18 protein-coding genes are annotated in these 18740 nt (G+C 60.0%); 13 read left to right on the forward strand and 5 right to left on the reverse strand.

Going from position 1 to position 18740, the window contains the following annotated elements:
- Positions 1 to 8 precede the first annotated feature (8 nt).
- The 4 genes from F7R06_RS11960 to rsgA form a co-directional block, all read right to left on the reverse strand.
- Positions 9 to 500: a toll/interleukin-1 receptor domain-containing protein gene (locus tag F7R06_RS11960; protein WP_090328488.1), complete on the reverse strand. Its 492-nt coding sequence runs from the start codon at positions 498 to 500 to the stop codon at positions 9 to 11.
- On the reverse strand, positions 500 to 1459 hold the full coding sequence (locus tag F7R06_RS11965; RefSeq protein ID WP_090328490.1) for a caspase family protein: 960 nt from the start codon (positions 1457 to 1459) through the stop codon (positions 500 to 502). The genes F7R06_RS11960 and F7R06_RS11965 overlap by 1 nt, the downstream gene beginning before the upstream one ends.
- A gap of 2 nt (positions 1460 to 1461) precedes the next feature.
- A complete protein-coding gene (locus F7R06_RS11970; RefSeq protein WP_090328492.1) occupies positions 1462 to 1869 on the reverse strand; it encodes a TIR domain-containing protein in 408 nt (135 codons plus the stop codon).
- Between the two features lie 211 nt (positions 1870 to 2080).
- Positions 2081 to 3112, reverse strand: coding sequence for a small ribosomal subunit biogenesis GTPase RsgA (rsgA, locus tag F7R06_RS11975; protein ID WP_090328495.1), 1032 nt, complete (start codon positions 3110 to 3112; stop codon positions 2081 to 2083).
- 107 nt (positions 3113 to 3219) lie between these two features.
- Between rsgA and orn the strand changes: the two genes are divergently transcribed.
- Complete coding sequence (gene orn / locus F7R06_RS11980) at positions 3220 to 3762, forward strand: oligoribonuclease (protein ID WP_090328498.1); 543 nt, start codon at positions 3220 to 3222, stop codon at positions 3760 to 3762.
- A gap of 151 nt (positions 3763 to 3913) precedes the next feature.
- Positions 3914 to 4525, forward strand: coding sequence for a trimeric intracellular cation channel family protein (locus tag F7R06_RS11985; RefSeq protein WP_090328500.1), 612 nt, complete (start codon positions 3914 to 3916; stop codon positions 4523 to 4525).
- Positions 4526 to 4630: 105 nt separating this feature from the next.
- Here F7R06_RS11985 and queG read toward each other — a convergent pair whose 3' ends face one another.
- Positions 4631 to 5695: a tRNA epoxyqueuosine(34) reductase QueG gene (gene queG, locus F7R06_RS11990; RefSeq protein ID WP_090328504.1), complete on the reverse strand. Its 1065-nt coding sequence runs from the start codon at positions 5693 to 5695 to the stop codon at positions 4631 to 4633.
- A gap of 63 nt (positions 5696 to 5758) precedes the next feature.
- Here queG and F7R06_RS11995 point away from each other — a divergent pair, with 63 nt between their 5' ends.
- The 11 genes from F7R06_RS11995 to F7R06_RS12045 all read left to right on the forward strand — a co-directional run bounded on the left by F7R06_RS11995 (position 5759) and on the right by F7R06_RS12045 (position 18666).
- Entirely contained in the window at positions 5759 to 7258 is a 1500-nt protein-coding gene (locus F7R06_RS11995) for an NAD(P)H-hydrate dehydratase (protein ID WP_090328507.1), read from the forward strand.
- The gene (gene tsaE, locus F7R06_RS12000; protein WP_090328509.1) at positions 7246 to 7716 is read left to right on the forward strand and encodes a tRNA (adenosine(37)-N6)-threonylcarbamoyltransferase complex ATPase subunit type 1 TsaE; all 471 of its coding nucleotides are present in this window, start codon (positions 7246 to 7248) and stop codon (positions 7714 to 7716) included. The genes F7R06_RS11995 and tsaE overlap by 13 nt, the downstream gene beginning before the upstream one ends.
- Positions 7717 to 9147 (forward strand): N-acetylmuramoyl-L-alanine amidase, encoded by a 1431-nt coding sequence (locus tag F7R06_RS12005; protein ID WP_090328511.1) that lies wholly within the window; start codon positions 7717 to 7719, stop codon positions 9145 to 9147.
- A gap of 8 nt (positions 9148 to 9155) precedes the next feature.
- Entirely contained in the window at positions 9156 to 11054 is a 1899-nt protein-coding gene (mutL, locus tag F7R06_RS12010; protein WP_174552514.1) for a DNA mismatch repair endonuclease MutL, read from the forward strand.
- A complete protein-coding gene (gene miaA, locus F7R06_RS12015) occupies positions 11054 to 12025 on the forward strand; it encodes a tRNA (adenosine(37)-N6)-dimethylallyltransferase MiaA (protein ID WP_090328517.1) in 972 nt (323 codons plus the stop codon). The genes mutL and miaA overlap by 1 nt, the downstream gene beginning before the upstream one ends.
- Before the next feature lie 94 nt (positions 12026 to 12119).
- Positions 12120 to 12380 carry an RNA chaperone Hfq gene (gene hfq, locus F7R06_RS12020; protein WP_030128332.1) on the forward strand — a complete coding sequence of 87 codons (261 nt, stop codon included), beginning with the start codon at positions 12120 to 12122 and terminating at the stop codon, positions 12378 to 12380.
- Positions 12381 to 12392: 12 nt separating this feature from the next.
- Positions 12393 to 13694, forward strand: coding sequence for a ribosome rescue GTPase HflX (gene hflX / locus F7R06_RS12025; protein ID WP_046819838.1), 1302 nt, complete (start codon positions 12393 to 12395; stop codon positions 13692 to 13694).
- A 96-nt stretch (positions 13695 to 13790) separates the two neighbouring features.
- Positions 13791 to 14960 (forward strand): FtsH protease activity modulator HflK, encoded by a 1170-nt coding sequence (hflK, locus tag F7R06_RS12030; RefSeq protein ID WP_090328520.1) that lies wholly within the window; start codon positions 13791 to 13793, stop codon positions 14958 to 14960.
- Positions 14960 to 15829, forward strand: a complete 870-nt coding sequence (hflC, locus tag F7R06_RS12035) for a protease modulator HflC (protein WP_090328522.1) — start codon at positions 14960 to 14962, stop codon at positions 15827 to 15829. The genes hflK and hflC overlap by 1 nt, the downstream gene beginning before the upstream one ends.
- Before the next feature lie 302 nt (positions 15830 to 16131).
- Positions 16132 to 17319 carry an ATP phosphoribosyltransferase regulatory subunit gene (locus tag F7R06_RS12040; protein ID WP_090328525.1) on the forward strand — a complete coding sequence of 396 codons (1188 nt, stop codon included), beginning with the start codon at positions 16132 to 16134 and terminating at the stop codon, positions 17317 to 17319.
- A 54-nt stretch (positions 17320 to 17373) separates the two neighbouring features.
- Positions 17374 to 18666, forward strand: coding sequence for an adenylosuccinate synthase (locus F7R06_RS12045; protein ID WP_090328527.1), 1293 nt, complete (start codon positions 17374 to 17376; stop codon positions 18664 to 18666).
- Positions 18667 to 18740: the final 74 nt, after the last annotated feature.

An 18740-nucleotide genomic window follows, 5' to 3' on the forward strand; every position in this document is an offset into this window, starting at 1 on the left:
GCGTGATTTCAGAAGCCGCGGGAGATTCTGGATTTGAGGTCACTGTGGAAACGGTCGGCGTTCGCCCTGTTGGCATTGCGCATGGAATCGCTGCCAGTGACCGAATCCAGCGCCATCGAGCGTTTGAGTGTCACTTCATTGCGATAGGCATCAATGAAAAAGTCGATGTCCTGTTCACGCGTCAGTTTCGGCCATTTATCGAGGTACAGCGGCAGTTCTGTCGGTCCGGTCTTGAACGAGCAGATACGCCGGTTGGTAATAGTCGCCTCGCCGATTTCGAACGGCACCCACCATGACAACGCCGTCTTTTCCGACACCACCGCCAGCAGGTGCGTGCACTCACTGATGTTGCGAGTGATCACTCCGGTAATGTCATCGGTGGTCTGGGATTCTGGGTCCAGTACATCGAGGTAGGTCTTGATATTGGCCTGCATCAGACGGCTGTTGATGTTCATCGCATAGGGGCGGTCCATATGGCGGTAGCTGATAAACACAGGCATCAGAAGTGTCCTTTGATCGCGAGTTCACGGTAATAGGCGCCGAGGGCGGTGAGGCGACAGCCGGTGGAGTGAATGGCGGCGTAATACATGTGTTCGGCGTCCACCGGTTCGATCAGGCTGTGGCGGTTGCACTTTTGCAGTTGGGCGAAGACTTCGCCGTGCTCTGGATTGAATTCAGGCTCGGTGGGCTCGAAGCTGGGGGCGAGGGGGTAGACCGACTCCGCCTCGGGGAACCACTCGGGCAGTTTGCGCAGTATTTCCTTGGGGATCAGTGGCGAAACTTCGCGCAATGAAATGAACTGCGAGACATTGGTCTTGAACACAGGCCGCTGCTCCCAGGCGTCGAGGGCGTTGTCGACGAATGAATAGAGGCTGCCGGGGGTTATTTTGCCGAGGATGTTCGCGGCACCGCCATGTAATGCCTGAAGCAGCAAACCGGTGAAGACTCCGTGACCGGCGCCTTCCATCGCCGGCTGTTCCTTTTTGCATGCCGTCAGAATGGTCATGCCCTCGCCAATCACGCTGCCTTCGCTGCGCAATACGCGTGTTTCGCCGGCCGACCCGCCCTGGCAGCAGTCGAGAATGATCATCTTGTTTTTGATTTTCGTGGCTTTGCTCGCCCAGTTCAGGATGTCGCTGATCCGGATGCCGTCCTTCGCGGATTTGTAATCCTGAGGAATCAGCATGCCTTCGTCGGTATCGAGGTCGAAACTGCCGTGGCCGGCGAAATACAGCAGCGCGACATTGCAGTCACCGGAGAACAGTTCGCGGATCTGGTCTTCGAGCTTTTCGCGACTCAAGTAGTCTTCGGCGGAGGTGAGCACGATGTTCTTGAAGTTCGGATCTCCATTGGCGTCGGTCTTCAACACCGAGGCCATGGCCATGGCGTCGTTGTTGCAGCCACTCAGCTGGGACACATGGGTGTAGTTGTTAATGCCGATAAACAGTCCCTTGCGCATGGTTACACCGCCGTGTGCTGGCGAATGGCACTGACGATGCTGTTGGTGTTCCACGCACACTCGGCATGTGCGGCGTCCCGTACCACCGTCGAAATACGCTCGGCGCCGAAGGGTTTGATCGCGATGATCACCTTGCCCATGCGCTTGGCGATTTCGATCTCTTTGTTGATCCACTTGCTATAGGCCGAATACATCCCGGCCATGATCAGCACCGCCGAACAAGGGCGGATTTTGTTTTCAATGGCCAGCTCAAGTTGCTTGTCGGTTTGTGCGCCAACGATTGGGTTGTGTGGGGGGACTGAAAAGTTCTTGAAGGTGAAGGTCGGGTGCGCGGTGAGCAGTTTTATCAGTCTGTCGTGGGCATCGGAGTAGTTCCACGAATGGCTGATGAACAGGTGGTAGGTTTGCATGGGTGTCCCTCGGTGTCGCCTGAATGCGAAGAGGGCTCGAATGTATGCAATTGAGGAGCGCTAACAAGGCTTGCGCGGCGAATCAGAAATGTCCTGCAAGTGCTTGGATGGGCGTCTTACAGAGGCGTCTGACGTGTAAGGCGAATGGGTATTTGTAGGCGGGAACGAGCGACCGCCCACCCCTCGTGGGGGCAGGGCGGTCGACGTCTGTTTAGTAGCCGTTTTCCGGCAGGCTGGCGATGATCGAGCGGTAGCTGTTCATTCGTTGTTGCTGCACGCGGCCATCTTCCAGGGCCTTGAGCAGGGCGCATCCCGGCTCGCGGTCGTGCTTGCAGTCTCGGAAGCGGCAGGTGCCGAGCAGGTCGTTGAACTCGATGAAACCGGCTTCGACATCGGCACGGCTGACATGGCCAAGGCCGAATTCACGGATGCCGGGGGAGTCGATCAACTCACCGCCACCGGGGAAGTGGAACAGTCGAGCGGTAGTGGTGGTGTGCGTGCCCTGGCCGGACAGCTCGGACAGCGGGCCGACGCGGGTTTCGACGTTGGGCAGCAGGCTGTTGACCAGCGATGACTTGCCGACACCGGACTGGCCGACGAACACGCTGATGCGACCGTCCAATTGCTGCTGAAGTTGTTCCATGCCGTTGCCATGGTGCGCCGACACTTCCAGTACCGGGTAACCCAGCGTGCGGTAAACCGCGAGCAAGGCGTTCAGCGCCGGGGCGTTGTGCTCGTCGATCAGGTCGAATTTGTTCAACAACAGCAGCGGCTTGATGCCGGCATGCTCGGCCGCGACCAGATAGCGGTCGATCAGATTGGCATGGGGCTCGGGCAGCGGAGCGAAGACGATCACGATCATGTCGACGTTGGCGGCGACCGGCTTGAGCTGGCCACGGCTGTCCGGACGGCAGAGTTCGGTGTTGCGTGGCAATTGCGCCACGATCACGCCGATGCCCTGATTGCCGGCACGCCAGACCACTCGGTCGCCGGTCACCAGCGCCGGCAGGTTGGCGCGCAGGTGGCAACGGAAAACCTCACCGGCCTGTTCGCCATCCACAGCCTCGACTTCGACTTGCACGCCGAAGTGCGCGATCACCAGGCCGTGCTGTTCCGGGCCCAGATCGCCGCCCTCAAGTGCCTCGACAGCCGAGGACTCGCGTTTGGCGGCGCGGGCAGCGCGTTCGCCCTGAATCTTTTCGATGCGCCAGTTTTGACGACGATTGAGTTGGCGTTTGGCCATGGGTGTTCCGTATCAATAATGCAGCGATTAGGTAAAACGGCCGCGAGTTTAGCACGCCCGGCCACCGGCCTAGGCTAAACTGCGCAGCATTGCCTAGGAGCCGACACATGCAAAACCCGCAGAATCTGATCTGGATCGACCTGGAAATGACCGGTCTGAACCCTGATACCGACGTCATCATCGAAATGGCCACCATCGTCACCGACAGTGATCTGAACACGCTGGCTGAAGGTCCGGTGATCGCCATCCATCACAGCGACGAAGTCCTCGCCTGCATGGACGAGTGGAACACCCGTCAACACGGCGGTTCCGGGCTGACCCAGCGCGTGCGCGAGAGCCGCATCAGCATGGCCGAAGCCGAAGCCGAAACCATCGCGTTCCTCGAGAAGTGGGTGCCGAAAGGCAAGTCGCCGATCTGCGGCAACAGCATCTGCCAGGACCGTCGCTTCCTTTATACCCACATGAAATCCCTGGAAAGCTATTTCCATTACCGCAACCTCGACGTGTCCACGCTCAAAGAGCTGGCCGCGCGCTGGGCGCCGGACGTGCGTGACAGCTTCAAGAAAGGCAGCACCCACCTGGCCCTGGACGATATTCGCGAGTCCATCGCCGAGTTGCAGCACTACCGCAAGCATTTCATCAAGGCCTGAGCCTTAAACCCGATCTATAGGAGCTGGCTTGCCAGTGAGGGGCCCTTGAGGACGCCTTCGCCGGCAAGCCGGCTCCTACAGAGAGTTGCGCCCTCTTTTGGTGCTTGGGTGAAGTCAGTAGACTGCGCGCCTTTCTGCAAGGACCGCCACCATGTTGTTGATGCTCTACCTGATTGCCATCACCGCCGAAGCCATGACTGGCGCTCTGTCCGCGGGGCGTCGCGGCATGGACTGGTTTGGCGTGGTGCTGATCGCGTGCGTCACGGCGCTGGGCGGGGGATCGGTGCGTGATGTGTTGCTGGGGCATTACCCGCTGACCTGGGTCAAGCACCCGGAATACCTGGTGCTGACCTCCATCGCGGCGATGTTCACGGTGTTCACGGCGCGCTGGATGCGTCACTTGCGTTCGCTGTTTCTGGTGCTCGATGCCGTCGGACTGGTGGCGTTCACCCTGATCGGCTGCATGACCGCCCTGGAAATGGGCCACGGCATGCTGGTCGCATCGGTCAGCGGGGTGATCACCGGGGTATTCGGCGGCATCCTGCGGGATATTTTCTGCAACGATATTCCGCTGATCTTCCGCCGCGAGCTCTACGCCAGCGTCTCGTTCGCTGCGGCGTGGTGCTACATGCTCTGCCTTTATCTGAATTTACCCGGAGAGCAGTCGATTCTGATCACCCTGTTCGGCGGTTTCCTGCTGCGCTTGTTGGCGATCCGTTTTCACTGGGAAATGCCCAAGTTCGTCTACAACGACGAGCCCTGAGGCGATCCCCTGTAGGAGCGAGCTCGCTCGCGATGGTCGTTAACGATAACGCCATAAACCCGACACCCCATGGCGTGCTCAAGTTTTTCGCGAGCAGGCTCGCTCCTACAGGAGGCCGTGTTGTTTCAACGCCCACTCGACATGCTCGCGGACCAATTCAGACGGGTGATCTCGCCGTGCTTTCAGCGCCTCCAGCACCGGAATCGTTGAAGGTGCGTTGCCCAGGCCCACCGCCAGGTTACGCAGCCAGTTTTCGTAACCGGTGCGGCGCAAGGGTGAGCCTTCGGTGCTGCTCAGGAATTTATCCTCGTCCCACATGAACAGGTCGGCCAATTGGGCGTTGTCCAGGTTGTGTCGCGGCTTGAAGTCGCTTTCGCCGGACGGCCGGGCAAAGCGGTTCCACGGACAGACGATCTGACAGTCATCGCAACCGAACACTCGATTGCCGATCAGCGGTCGCAGGTCTTCGGGGATTGCGCCTTTGAGTTCGATGGTCAGGTAGGAAATGCAGCGTCGGGCGTCCAGCACATAGGGGCCGACGAAGGCGTTGGTCGGACAGATGTCGAGACAGGCGCTGCAACGCCCGCAATGTTCGGTGGCGTGAGGCGGGTCTACCGGCAGCGGCAAATCGACGAACAGCTCTGCGAGGAAGAAATAACTGCCGGCCTTGCGATTCAAGACCAGAGTGTTCTTGCCGATCCAGCCCAGGCCGGCTTGTTCAGCGATGGCTTTTTCCAGAACGGGCGCACTGTCGACAAAGGCGCGAAAGCCGAACGGGCCGATTTCAGCTTGAATCCTTTCCGCCAGTTGTTGCACGCGTTTGCGGATCAATTTGTGGTAATCGCGGCCCAAGGCATAACGCGAGACGTAGGCTTTTTCCGGTTGGGCGAGCATTTGCGCCATTTGCGTGTCGCCTGCCAGGTAATCCATGCGCAGGGAAACGACTCTCAATGTGCCCGGCACCAGTTCTTCCGGGTGCGAGCGTTTGCTGCCGTGGGCGCCCATGTAGTCCATTTCGCCGTGGTAGCCGGCCTCGAGCCAGCGCTCCAGATGCTGCTCATGCTCGCCCAGGTCGAGGCCGCTGATGCCGACTTGCTGAAAGCCCAGCTCGCGACCCCAGTCCTTGATGGATTGGGCGAGAGCGGGCAGATCTGTAGTAATAGCGGGCATGAGGCGAGAGAAACCGGAGCTGAGGTGCGTATAATTCTGCCAGACATCGGAGCCTGAAGACGCATGCCGCACACTAAAGATGATTTACCCGACGCGCTGTACAGCGCCGCGCAGGTCCGAGGGCTTGATGCGAGCCTGATCGCGGCCGGCACGCCCGGCTTCGAATTGATGCAGCGCGCGGCGCGTGCGACCTGGCGAGCGCTGGTGCGACAGTGGCCATCGGCGAACGAATTGAGCGTGTTGGCGGGGCAGGGCAACAATGCCGGTGATGGCTATCTGGCGGCGGTGCTGGCCCGGCGCGCCGGATGGACGGTACGTGTATTGGCAGTGGGCGATCCGCAACGGTTGCAAGGCGATGCCGGCCTGGCCCATGCCGAGGCCGTGTCTGAAAAAGTCTCCATTGAAGCATGGAGCGCGCAGTCCGAATTGCGCGGTGTCGTACTCGACGCCTTGCTCGGCACGGGGCTGAGCGGCGACGTGCGTGAGCCGTATGCCAGTGCCATTGCTGCGATCAATGCCAGCGGTCTGCCCGTGGCCGCGGTGGATATCCCTTCCGGGCTGAGCGCCGATACCGGGCGCATCCTCGCTCATGCGGTACGTGCCGACCTGACCGTAACGTTCATCGGTTTGAAAGTGGGTTTGTTCACCGGTGATGCGGCGGATGTGGTGGGCGAACTCGTGTTCAACGACTTGCATGCCGATCCGCAGCTGCTTGGGGGCGCGCCGATCAGTGCGCGTCGTCTGAATGCCGGCAACCTGCCGCGCCTGGCTTGGCGTCCGCCTGCTTCTCATAAAGGCAAATTCGGCCATGTGCTGCTGATTGGCGGCGATCGCGGTTTCGGCGGCGCGATCCTGCTCAGTGCGCAAAGTGCATTGCGCAGCGGTGCCGGCATGGTGTCAGTGGCCACTCGCAGCGAACACGTGCCTGCAGCATTGGCCAGGATCCCCGAGGCGATGGTCGTGGGCGCTTCGTCAGCCAGTCAGTTGATGGGATTACTTCAAAAGGTTTCCGTGTTGGTGGTCGGCCCCGGACTGGGCCAGGCGGCTTGGGGACGCAGTCTCTTGTCGGCTGCCGCCAACGCGCCGTTGCCGCAAGTCTGGGATGCCGACGCGCTGAACATGCTGGCCGAGGAACAGGTGAGTTTGCCCGGGGATTGTGTGATCACCCCGCACCCGGGCGAAGCTGCTCGCTTGTTAGGCATCAGCACGGCGCAAGTTCAGGCAGATCGGCCGGCTGCCGCCCATGCGCTGAGCAAAAAATATACAGCGGTCGTGGTGCTCAAAGGCGCCGGCAGTTTGATCGCCAGTCCTGACGGGCGGTTGGCGGTATGTCACCAGGGGCATCCGGCGATGGCCGCCGCCGGATTGGGCGATGTGCTGGCCGGTTTGGTCGGTGCATTGATCGCTCAGGGCATGGAAGCGTTCGATGCTGCGTGCCTGGCGGTCTGGCTGCATGCCAACGCCGGTGAGCAACAAGGTAAATTCGGCCGTGGGCTGGCGGCCAGTGATTTGATACCAGCCATTCGTCAGTTGTTGGAGGAGCAAGCACCGTGTCTGAAGTAACCCTGTACCTGGCTGATGAAGAGGCGATGACTGCGTTTGGCACGCGCATCGCCCAAACCACACAAGGGCACGGTCTGATCTTTCTCGAGGGGGATCTGGGGGCGGGAAAAACCACGTTGTCCCGGGGCATCATCCGTGGCCTGGGGCATGTCGGGGCGGTAAAAAGTCCGACCTTCACTTTGGTTGAACCCTACGAGATCGGCGATATTCGTGCCTTTCATTTCGACCTGTATCGCCTGGTCGATCCGGAAGAGCTGGAGTTCCTCGGTATCCGCGACTATTTCGAAGATGACGCGCTGTGCCTGATCGAATGGCCAGACAAGGGTGCAGGCTTTTTGCCAAAGCCCGACCTGACCATTACCATTAGCCCGCATGACAGCGGGCGTTCGCTGAAAATTTTGCCCCAAGGCTCGCGTGGCGAGTCCTGGTGTGCCGCTTTGGCATTGGAATCCAAATAAATGATGGGGTTAGGTATGCGCTTTCGCGCGTTGGTTGCTGCCGTTGGGGTGTTGTTTTTGGCGGTAACCGTCGACGCTGTGGCCGACACGAAGGTCAACAGTGTTCGCCTGTGGCGGGCGCCGGACAACACGCGACTGGTGTTTGACCTGACAGGCCCGGTGCAGCACAGTGTCTTTACCCTGACAGCCCCGGATCGGCTGGTGATTGACATCAATGGTGCGACCCTCGGTGCGCCGTTGAACGTCAACACCTCCAATACCCCTATTACCGCCATGCGCTCGGCCCAACGCACGCCGACCGACCTGCGGGTGGTCATCGACCTGAAAAAGGCTGTCACCCCGAAAAGCTTCTCCCTCGCGCCGAACGCCCAGTATGGCAACCGGTTGGTGGTCGATCTGTTCGATAATCCGTCCGACGCCGCGCCACCTCCAGCGCCGACGCCTTCGGTCGCGACCGTTCCGGCAGTACCAGTGACTCCTGCGGAACCTGCAATCAAGTTGCCGCCAGCGCCGGCCGGCAAGCGCGACATTATTGTGGTGATCGACGCCGGCCACGGTGGCGAAGACCCGGGTGCCTCGGGCTCTCGCGGTCAGCACGAAAAAGACGTAGTGCTGGCCATCGCCCGCGAACTGCAACGCCAGGTCAGCGGCATGAAAGGTTTCCGCGCCGAACTCACCCGCACCGGTGACTACTTCATTCCCTTGCGCGGCCGTACCGAAATCGCCCGCAAGAAAGGCGCTGACCTGTTCGTTTCGATCCACGCCGATGCCGCGCCTTCAGCTGCCGCATTCGGGGCCTCGGTGTTCGCCCTGTCTGATCGCGGCGCCACTTCGGAAACTGCGCGCTGGCTGGCTGACAGTGAAAACCGTTCCGACTTGATCGGTGGTGCGGGCAACGTCAGCCTCGACGACAAGGACCGCATGCTCGCTGGCGTGTTGCTCGACCTGTCGATGACGGCGTCGCTGACCTCCAGCCTGAACGTCGGTCAGAAAGTCCTGACCAACATTGGCCGGGTCACACCGCTGCACAAGCAGCGAGTGGAACAGGCCGGGTTCATGGTGCTGAAATCGCCGGACATTCCGTCGATCCTGGTGGAAACCGGGTTCATCTCCAACGCCAACGAAGCCTCGAAACTCGCAGCATCGAGCCATCAACAGGCATTGGCACGCTCTATCAGCGCCGGCGTGCGCCAGTTCTTCCAGCAAAACCCGCCGCCTGGCACTTACATCGCCTGGTTGCGTGACTCGGGCAAAATCGCCCAAGGCCCGCGTGACCACCGAGTTAGCCCGGGCGAGACATTGGCGATGATTGCAGTGCGTTACCAAGTGTCGCCGGCCACGCTGCGCAGCGCCAACAACCTGTCGAGCGACGAACTCAAGGTCGGTCAGCATTTGACCATTCCTGGCACTGAGCTGGCGGCTAAAGAATGAACGAGGTGCTGACCAACGCTGCCCGCATCGAGCTGCTCAGCCCGCGACTGGCAAACCAGATTGCCGCCGGTGAGGTGGTTGAACGCCCGGCTTCGGTAATCAAGGAGTTGCTGGAAAACAGCCTCGACTCCGGCGCCAAACGCATTGATGTCGATGTGGAGCAGGGCGGTGTCAAACTGCTGCGGGTGCGTGATGATGGCAGTGGCATTTCTGCCGATGACCTGCCGCTGGCGCTGGCCCGTCACGCCACCAGCAAGATCCGTAATCTGGAAGACCTTGAGCAGGTCATGAGCCTGGGTTTCCGTGGTGAGGCACTGGCATCGATCAGTTCCGTGGCGCGCCTGACCTTGACGTCGCGCACCCGTGATGCCGACCAGGCCTGGCAGGTCGAGACCGAGGGCCGTGACATGGCGGCCCGCGTGCAGCCTGCGGCCCATCCGGTGGGTACCTCGGTGGAAGTCCGCGACCTGTTTTTCAACACGCCGGCGCGGCGCAAATTTCTCAAGACCGAAAAAACAGAATTCGATCATCTGCAAGAAGTGATCAAGCGTCTGGCCTTGGCGCGCTTCGACGTGGCGTTCCATCTGCGCCACAACGGCAAGACGATTCTCAGCCTGCACGAGGCCCATGATGATGCGGCCCGTGCCCGCCGAGTGGCAGCGATCTGCGGTCCGGGTTTCCTGGAACAGGCGCTGCCGATTGAAATCGAACGCAATGGCCTGCATCTATGGGGCTGGGTTGGGTTGCCGACATTCAACCGTAGTCAGGCGGATTTGCAGTATTTCTTCGTCAACGGCCGTGCCGTACGCGACAAGCTGGTGGCCCACGCGGTGCGCCAGGCTTATCGCGACGTGCTGTTCAATGGCCGGCATCCGACCTTCGTGCTGTTCTTCGAAGTCGATCCGGCGGGCGTCGACGTCAACGTGCACCCGACTAAACACGAAGTGCGCTTCCGTGACGGGCGCATGGTCCACGACTTCCTCTACGGTACGTTGCACCGTGCCCTGGGGGATGTGCGTCCGGAAGATCAACTGGCTGCACCGGTGGCGACGGCCATTGTCCGTCCTACCGGGCTTGAAGCAGGTGAGTTCGGTCCGCAGGGCGAAATGCGCCTGGCAGCCAATGCGCTGCTGGAGCAGCCTCAGGCGCAGCCATCGTTCAATACACCGTCCGGCTCGGGTTCGGGCGCCAGTTATCAGTACCAATACACCCCGCGACCTCAGTCCACCGTTCCAGCCGCAGAGGCCCAGGCCGCCTATCGTGAATTCTTTGCGCCCTTGCCCGAAGCCAACGCTGTGGCGCTGCCTGCCGGCCAGGACGATATCCCGCCGTTGGGTTACGCGCTGGCCCAACTCAAGGGTATCTACATTCTTTCGGAGAACGCCCAGGGACTGGTGCTGGTGGACATGCACGCCGCTCACGAGCGGATCATGTACGAGCGCCTGAAAGTCGCCATGGCCAGCGAAGGCCTGAGCGGGCAACCGCTACTGGTGCCGGAGTCCCTGGCAGTCAGTCAGCGCGAGGCCGATTGCGCCGAAGAGCATGTCTCCTGGTTCCAGCGCCTGGGTTTCGAGCTTCAGCGGCTGGGCCCTGAAACACTGGCCATCCGGCAGATTCCGGCCTTGCTCAAGCAGGCTGAAGCCAATCGCCTGGTCGGCGATGTGTTAGCCGACCTGATGGAATACGGCACCAGCGACCGGATTCAGGCGCACCTGAACGAACTACTCGGGACCATGGCCTGCCACGGCGCGATCCGTGCCAACCGGCGTCTGGCCTTGGCGGAAATGAACGGTCTGCTGCGCGATATGGAAAGCACCGAGCGCAGCGGTCAATGCAACCATGGCCGACCGACCTGGACCCAGTTGGGCCTGGACGATCTGGATAAACTGTTCTTGCGCGGTCGTTGATGAGCCAGCTCCCACCTGCGATTTTCCTTATGGGCCCGACTGCCGCCGGCAAGACCGACCTGGCCATCGAACTTACCAAAGTCCTGCCTTGCGAACTGATCAGTGTCGATTCGGCTCTGGTTTACCGTGGCATGGACATCGGTACGGCCAAGCCGTCGAAAGAACTTTTGACGCAGTATCCCCACCGTTTGATCGATATTCTCGACCCTGCCGAGAGCTATTCCGCCGCGGATTTTCGCCGGGATGCCCTCGAGGCCATGGCCGAGATCACCGCACGCGGAAAAATTCCGCTGTTGGTAGGCGGCACAATGCTCTACTACAAGGCTTTGCTCGAAGGCCTGGCGGATATGCCGGCCGCCGATCCGGATGTTCGCGCGCAGATCGAAGAAGAGGCTGCACGCCTTGGCTGGCAAGCCTTGCACGAACAGCTGGCGGTCATCGATCCGGTTTCTGCGGCGCGGATTCATCCGAACGATCCGCAGAGACTTAGTCGAGCGCTGGAAGTTTATCGCGTCAGTGGTCAAAGCATGACTGAGCTGCGCTTGCAACAATCTGCGCAAAGTACTGAAGCAGCCGCTTCGGGACGGCAACAATTGCCCTATACTGTCGCGAACTTGGCCATTGCTCCGGCAAATCGCCAGGTATTGCACGAACGAATTAAACAAAGATTCACTTTGATGTTGGAACAGGGATTCATCGACGAGGTCGTAGCCCTGCGTAAGCGAAGTGACCTGCACGCCGGGTTGCCGTCTATACGTGCGGTAGGCTACCGACAAGTCTGGGACTACCTGGATGGCAAGCTGACGTCAGCCGAGATGCAGGAGCGTGGAATCATCGCCACGCGCCAATTGGCAAAGCGCCAGTTCACCTGGCTGCGCAGTTGGGCCGATTTGCATTGGCTGGACAGCCTGGATCGCGACAATCTGCCGCGCGCCTTGAAATACCTGGGGACCATCTCCATATTGAGCTGAGTCCTTGCAATTGCCGTCTATCCTTGGGGGTGTGGCGGCCACAAGCCATCTGTTTACCTATTTTTTATATTGAATCCTTAAAGGAGTGCGGCACATGTCAAAAGGGCATTCGCTACAAGACCCTTACTTGAATACTTTACGTAAAGAGAAAGTTGGGGTGTCCATCTACCTGGTCAACGGTATCAAACTGCAAGGCACGATCGAGTCTTTCGACCAGTTCGTCATCCTGCTGAAAAACACCGTAAGCCAAATGGTCTACAAACACGCTATCTCTACAGTAGTGCCGGTTCGTCCAATTCGTCTGCCTAGCGCAACCGAATCCGAAACAGGTGATGCTGAGCCAGGTAACGCCTGATAGGAGTCTCCTTTGTTCTTTGAGCGCCACGGTGGTGGTGAACGAGTCATCCTCGTTCACTTGGATGGACAGGACCCTGAGGCGCGCGAAGACCCGCAGGAGTTTCAGGAATTGGCTAATTCGGCCGGCGCCGAGACCGTTGCGTTCTTTAACGTGCCGCGTCATCGGCCAACCGCCAAATTCCTGATTGGCAGCGGCAAGGTCGAGGAACTGCGCGACCTGGTCAAGGCCGAAGAGGCCGATCTGGTGATCTTCAATCACGTCCTCACGCCCAGTCAGGAACGTAACCTCGAACGTGTTTTCGAGTGTCGCGTGATCGACCGTACCGGTCTGATTCTCGATATTTTCGCCCAGCGCGCCCGTACCCATGAAGGCAAGCTCCAGGTAGAACTGGCCCAGCTTGATCACATGAGCACGCGGCTGGTTCGTGGCTGGACTCACCTTGAACGCCAGGGTGGCGGTATCGGCATGCGTGGCCCGGGAGAAACCCAACTGGAAACCGACCGCCGTTTGCTGCGGGTTCGGCTGCGACAGATCAAGGGCCGGCTGGAGAAGGTGCGCAGCCAGCGCGAACAGTCGCGGCGTGGTCGTTCGCGTGCGGATATCCCCACCGTGTCGCTGGTGGGCTATACCAACGCCGGTAAATCCACGCTGTTCAATAACGTGACGAAATCCGACGTCTACGCGGCTGACCAATTGTTTGCCACGCTGGACCCGACCCTGCGTCGTCTGGATCTGGACGATCTGGGGCCGATTGTCCTGGCGGACACTGTAGGTTTCATTCGTCACTTGCCCCACAAGCTGGTCGAGGCATTTCGGTCTACCCTCGAAGAGTCGAGCAACTCCGACCTGTTGTTGCACGTGATCGATGCGGCCGAACCCGATCGCATGTTGCAGATCGAGCAGGTGATGGTGGTGCTGGGCGAGATTGGTGCCCAGGACTTGCCGATCCTCGAGGTCTATAACAAACTCGATTTGCTTGAAGGCGTTGAGCCACAAATTCAGCGCGACGAAAACGGCAAACCCCAGCGGGTCTGGTTGTCGGCGCGTGATGGCACTGGTCTGGAATTGCTTGAGCAAGCCATTGCCGAATTACTTGGCAGTGATTTGTTTATCGGTACCCTGCGTTTGCCGCAACGATTCGCTCGACTGCGTGCGCAGTTTTTCGAACTCGGTGCGGTGCAAAAAGAAGAACACGACGAAGAAGGCATCAGTTTGCTGGCCGTTCGTTTGCCCCGGGTCGAGCTGAATCGACTGGTAAGCCGCGAAGGATTGCAGCCGATGGAATTCATCGAGCAACACACTTTGCAATAAAAGCCTGAGAAAGCGGTTGTGCCGTGGTGACAGGCATTCTGTAGCATTGGTCGGCGCGCCGTGGGTGCGTCTTTGCTTTATCAGATGGAGAGCGCTATGGCTTGGAATGAGCCGGGTGGCAACTCGAATAATCAGGATCCTTGGGGTGGCAAGCGTCGCAACAATGGCGACCGCAAGGGACCACCGGATCTCGACGAGGCCTTCCGAAAGCTGCAGGAAAGCCTGAACGGGTTGTTCGGTGGTGGTAAAAAACGTGGGGATGACGGCGGTGGGCCGGGCAAGAGTGGCGGCTTCGGCGGCCTGCTCGGCATTGGCCTGGTCGTGCTGGCAGCCGTGTGGTTGTACAGCGCGGTCTATGTTGTGGACGAGCAGGAGCAGGCTGTTGTGCTGCGCTTCGGCAAGTACTACGAAACCGTCGGCCCGGGTCTGAATATCTATTTCCCGCCGATCGACAAGAAGTACCTGGAAAACGTCACGCGTGAGCGTGCGTATACCAAGCAGGGTCAAATGCTGACTGAAGACGAAAACATCGTCGAAGTGCCGCTGACCGTGCAGTACAAGATCAGCAACCTGCAGGATTTCGTGCTGAGCGTCGATCAGCCGGAAATCAGTTTGCAGCAAGCGACTGACAGCGCCTTGCGCCATGTGGTGGGTTCCACCGCGATGGACCAGGTGCTGACTGAAGGTCGTGAATTAATGGCCAGCGAAATCAAGGAGCGGCTGCAGCGCTTCATGGATACCTATCGCACCGGTATCACCGTGACCCAGGTCAACGTACAGAGCGCAGCGGCACCGCGCGAAGTCCAGGAAGCCTTCGACGACGTGATCCGTGCCCGTGAAGACGAGCAGCGTTCGCGCAACCAGGCTGAAACCTACGCCAATGGCGTAGTGCCGGAAGCGCGGGGTCAGGCCCAGCGCATCCTTGAGAATGCCAACGGTTACCGTGACGAAACGGTATCGCGCGCCAAGGGTGAGGCGGATCGCTTCACCAAATTGGTGGCCGAGTACCGCAAGGCCCCTGAAGTCACCCGTCAGCGTTTATACCTGGACACTATGCAGGAAGTCTTCACCAACACCAGCAAGGTGCTCGTGACCGGCAACAAGAATGGCCAGAGCAATCTGCTGTACTTGCCGCTGGACAAGATGATTCAGAGCGGCTCTGGTGGTAATGCGCCGGTAGCCGGTTCCGCCGCTGCCAGTAGCAGCACGGATGTTGCGCCGCATCTCACTGACCCGCCGCAAACGCGTACAAGGGAGACCCGCTGATGAGCAATAAATCGCTGATCGCCCTGATTGTTGGCGTCGTTGTGGTACTGGTTGGCTGGAACTGCTTCTACATCGTCGCTCAGACCGAGCGTGCGGTGTTGCTGCAGTTCGGTCGCGTGGTCCAGGCCGATGTACAGCCTGGCCTGCATGTGAAAGTGCCTTACGTTAACCAGGTGCGTAAATTTGACGCACGCCTGATGACGCTGGATGCACCGACGCAACGCTTCCTGACGCTGGAAAAGAAAGCCGTGATGGTCGATGCCTACGCCAAGTGGCGGGTGAAGGACGCAGAGCGTTTCTACACCGCGACGTCCGGTCTCAAGCAAATCGCTGACGAGCGCCTATCCCGTCGTTTGGAGTCAGGCCTGCGTGACCAGTTCGGCAAGCGCACCTTGCACGAAGTAGTGTCGGGTGAGCGTGACGCGCTGATGGCGGATATCACCGCTTCGCTGAACAAGATGGCTGAAAAAGAGCTGGGCATCGAAGTTGTCGATGTTCGGGTCAAGACCATCGACCTGCCGAAGGAAGTGAACCGTAGCGTATTCGAGCGTATGAGCACCGAGCGTGAGCGTGAAGCTCGCGAGCACCGCGCCAAGGGTAACGAGCTGGCTGAAGGCATCCGCGCCGACGCCGATCGTCAACGCCGCGTGTTGCTGGCTGAAGCCTATCGTGAATCCGAAGAGATTCGCGGTGACGGTGATGCCCAGGCCGCCTCGATCTATTCCAAGGCCTACGGTCAGGATCAGGAGTTCTACGCGTTCTACCGTAGCCTGCGCGCCTACCGTGAAAGCTTCGCGAATAAATCCGACGTCATGGTCCTCGACCCAAGCAGTGACTTCTTCCACTACCTGGAAAAAGCCAAGCCTTGATACGGCGTTGACCCAAATCATTCCGCCGGGCGGCTAACGCCTCCGGCGGGGTGATCCTTTGGCAAAACGTGTGTATGATGCGGCAGCCGGGAAATTCCCGGCTTTTTTGCGTCTGCACGTTTGATTGCTGTTTTGGTGCAAGCGTACGAGTCGAAAGGCTCGACAGGTTTTTCGAGGAAAGTGGTTGGCGAAGCCGGTTGAAGGCTTTTCGCTCCGTTGCTCATGCGCGGAACAATCATTTTCTGCTTCACTCAAGGCTCGGCCGAGGGCTGGCTGGCCGCCCGGATATAGGGGAAGGCGTAATGGCAACGGTAGACCGCTGGCTGCTGCCAGATGGCATCGAAGAAGTACTGCCACCGGAAGCGGCGCGCATTGAAGTTGCGCGTCGCCAGGTGTTGGATCTGTTCCAGAGCTGGGGTTACGAGTTTGTCGTGACTCCCCATATCGAGTACCTGGAATCCCTGCTCACCGGTGCAGGCCAGGACCTGGATCTGCGTACCTTCAAGGTCATCGACCCTCAGTCGGGCCGGCAGATGGGGTTCCGCGCTGACATCACGCCACAGGTGGCGCGTATCGATGCGCATACCCTGCGTCGCGAAGGCCCGAGCCGTCTGTGCTATGCCGGCAGCGTGCTGCATGCTCAGCCACGCGCCTTGTCGTCCTCGCGCAGCCCGATCCAGCTGGGCGCCGAGTTGTATGGCGATGCCAGCCCGAGCAGCGATGTCGAAGTCATCAGCCTGATGCTGGCCATGCTGCAACTGGCCGATGTGCCGGACGTGCACATGGATCTCGGTCATGTCGGTATCTACCGCGGCCTGGCTCGCGCCGCCGGTTTGTCCGGTGAAGTTGAACAGCAGTTGTTCGACGCATTGCAGCGCAAGGCCATCGACGAGGTCATTACCTTGACCGAAGGTTTGCCTGCCGATCTGTCGGGCATGCTGCGGGCGTTGGTCGACCTGTGCGGCGGCCGTGAAGTATTGGCCGCTGCGCGCGAGCGTCTGGCCAAGGCCCCGGCGCCTGTTCTGGCCGCTCTGGACGATTTGCTGGCGATTGCCGAGCGGCTCTCCGTGCGTTTCCCGGAGTTGCCGCTGTACTTCGACCTGGGCGAACTGCGCGGTTATCACTACCACACGGGTGTGGTGTTTGCGGTATTCGTGCCGGGTGTTGGCCAGTCCATCGCCCAGGGCGGTCGTTACGACGACATCGGCGCCGATTTCGGTCGCGCCCGTCCGGCAACCGGCTTCTCCACCGATTTGAAAACCCTGGTGACCCTGGGGCGTGCTGAGATCGAGCTACCGTCTGGCGGTATCTGGATGCCTGACAGTACGGATGCGGCACTCTGGCAGCAGGTTTGCCAGTTGCGCAGTGAGGGTCAGCGTGTCGTTCAGGCCTTGCCTGGACAACCTTTGGCCGCCGCCCGTGAAGCGGACTGCGACCGGCAATTGATTCAGCAGAACGGGCTTTGGCAAGTATCGCCACTGGCTTCTTGAGTTTTCCTGCCGGCCACCGCCGGCACCAAGTTTGCGCGAATGAGGACAAGTGTTATGGGTAAGAATGTCGTAGTCCTGGGCACCCAATGGGGTGATGAGGGCAAAGGCAAGATCGTTGATCTGCTGACCGAACATGCTGCCGCCGTAGTGCGCTATCAGGGGGGGCACAACGCTGGCCACACCCTGGTGATCGACGGCGAAAAAACCGTCTTGCACCTGATCCCGTCGGGCGTGCTGCGCGAAGGCGTGCAGTGCCTGATCGGCAACGGCGTGGTGGTTGCACCTGACGCTCTGCTGCGGGAAATCAACAAGCTGGAAGAGAAAGGCGTGCCGGTGCGTGAGCGCCTGCGTATCAGCCCGTCCTGCCCGCTGATCCTGTCCTATCACGTAGCATTGGACCAGGCCCGTGAAAAGGCCCGTGGCGAGCTGAAGATCGGCACCACCGGTCGCGGCATCGGCCCGGCTTACGAAGACAAGGTTGCACGTCGTGGCCTGCGCATCGGTGACCTGTTCCACCGCGAGCGTTTCGCCGCCAAGCTGGGCGAGTTGCTGGACTACCACAACTTCGTACTGGTCAATTACTACAAAGAGCCTGCAATCGACTTCCAGAAGACTCTCGATGAGTGCATGGAATACGCCGAGCTGCTCAAGCCGATGATGCTGGACGTCACCGCCGAGCTGCACGCCCTGCGTCGCGCTGGCAAGGACATCATGTTCGAAGGCGCCCAGGGTTCGTTGCTGGACATCGACCACGGTACCTACCCGTACGTGACCAGCTCCAACACCACCGCTGGCGGCATCGCGACCGGTTCGGGTGTTGGTCCGATGTTCCTGGACTACATCCTCGGTATCACCAAGGCCTACACCACTCGCGTCGGTTCGGGTCCGTTCCCGACTGAGCTGTTCGACGACGTTGGTGCGTTCCTGGCCAAGCGTGGCCACGAGTTCGGTGCTACCACCGGCCGTGCCCGTCGTTGCGGCTGGTTCGATGCCGTCATCCTGCGTCGCGCTATCGACGTGAACAGCATCTCGGGCCTGTGCCTGACCAAGCTGGACGTGCTCGACGGCCTGGAAACCATCAATATCTGCGTTGGCTACAAAAACGCTGACGGTGCAGTGATCGACGCGCCAACCGACGCCGACAGCTACATCGGCCTGGAGCCGGTGTACGAAGAAATGCCAGGCTGGAGCGAATCGACCCTGGGTGCCAAGACCCTGGAAGAGCTGCCTCAGGCTGCACGCAACTACATCAAGCGTGTCGAAGAGTTGGTCGGCGCGCCGATCGACATTATTTCGACGGGCCCTGACCGCAACGAAACCATCGTTCTGCGTCATCCGTTCGCTTGATAAGTCATTGATGTGAAACACAAAGGGCCCATAATCTGGCCCTTTGTCGTTTTTGTCTGCTGAACGGCATGACC

The organism is Pseudomonas moorei (genome assembly GCF_008801475.1).
GTDB lineage: Bacteria > Pseudomonadota > Gammaproteobacteria > Pseudomonadales > Pseudomonadaceae > Aquipseudomonas > Aquipseudomonas moorei.

Excerpts from the sequence above, each read along its gene's own strand:
- F7R06_RS11960 (WP_090328488.1), bottom strand. The coding sequence starts at position 500 with ATGCCTGTGTTTATCAGCTACCGCCATATGGACCGCCCCTATGCGATG.
- F7R06_RS11965 (WP_090328490.1), bottom strand. The coding sequence starts at position 1,459 with ATGCGCAAGGGACTGTTTATCGGCATTAACAACTACACCCATGTGTCC.
- F7R06_RS11970 (WP_090328492.1), bottom strand. The coding sequence starts at position 1,869 with ATGCAAACCTACCACCTGTTCATCAGCCATTCGTGGAACTACTCCGAT.
- rsgA (WP_090328495.1), bottom strand. The coding sequence starts at position 3,112 with ATGGCCAAACGCCAACTCAATCGTCGTCAAAACTGGCGCATCGAAAAG.
- orn (WP_090328498.1), top strand. The coding sequence starts at position 3,220 with ATGCAAAACCCGCAGAATCTGATCTGGATCGACCTGGAAATGACCGGT.
- F7R06_RS11985 (WP_090328500.1), top strand. The coding sequence starts at position 3,914 with ATGTTGTTGATGCTCTACCTGATTGCCATCACCGCCGAAGCCATGACT.
- queG (WP_090328504.1), bottom strand. The coding sequence starts at position 5,695 with ATGCCCGCTATTACTACAGATCTGCCCGCTCTCGCCCAATCCATCAAG.
- F7R06_RS11995 (WP_090328507.1), top strand. The coding sequence starts at position 5,759 with ATGCCGCACACTAAAGATGATTTACCCGACGCGCTGTACAGCGCCGCG.
- F7R06_RS12005 (WP_090328511.1), top strand. The coding sequence starts at position 7,717 with ATGATGGGGTTAGGTATGCGCTTTCGCGCGTTGGTTGCTGCCGTTGGG.
- miaA (WP_090328517.1), top strand. The coding sequence starts at position 11,054 with ATGAGCCAGCTCCCACCTGCGATTTTCCTTATGGGCCCGACTGCCGCC.
- hfq (WP_030128332.1), top strand. The coding sequence starts at position 12,120 with ATGTCAAAAGGGCATTCGCTACAAGACCCTTACTTGAATACTTTACGT.
- hflK (WP_090328520.1), top strand. The coding sequence starts at position 13,791 with ATGGCTTGGAATGAGCCGGGTGGCAACTCGAATAATCAGGATCCTTGG.
- hflC (WP_090328522.1), top strand. The coding sequence starts at position 14,960 with ATGAGCAATAAATCGCTGATCGCCCTGATTGTTGGCGTCGTTGTGGTA.
- F7R06_RS12040 (WP_090328525.1), top strand. The coding sequence starts at position 16,132 with ATGGCAACGGTAGACCGCTGGCTGCTGCCAGATGGCATCGAAGAAGTA.
- F7R06_RS12045 (WP_090328527.1), top strand. The coding sequence starts at position 17,374 with ATGGGTAAGAATGTCGTAGTCCTGGGCACCCAATGGGGTGATGAGGGC.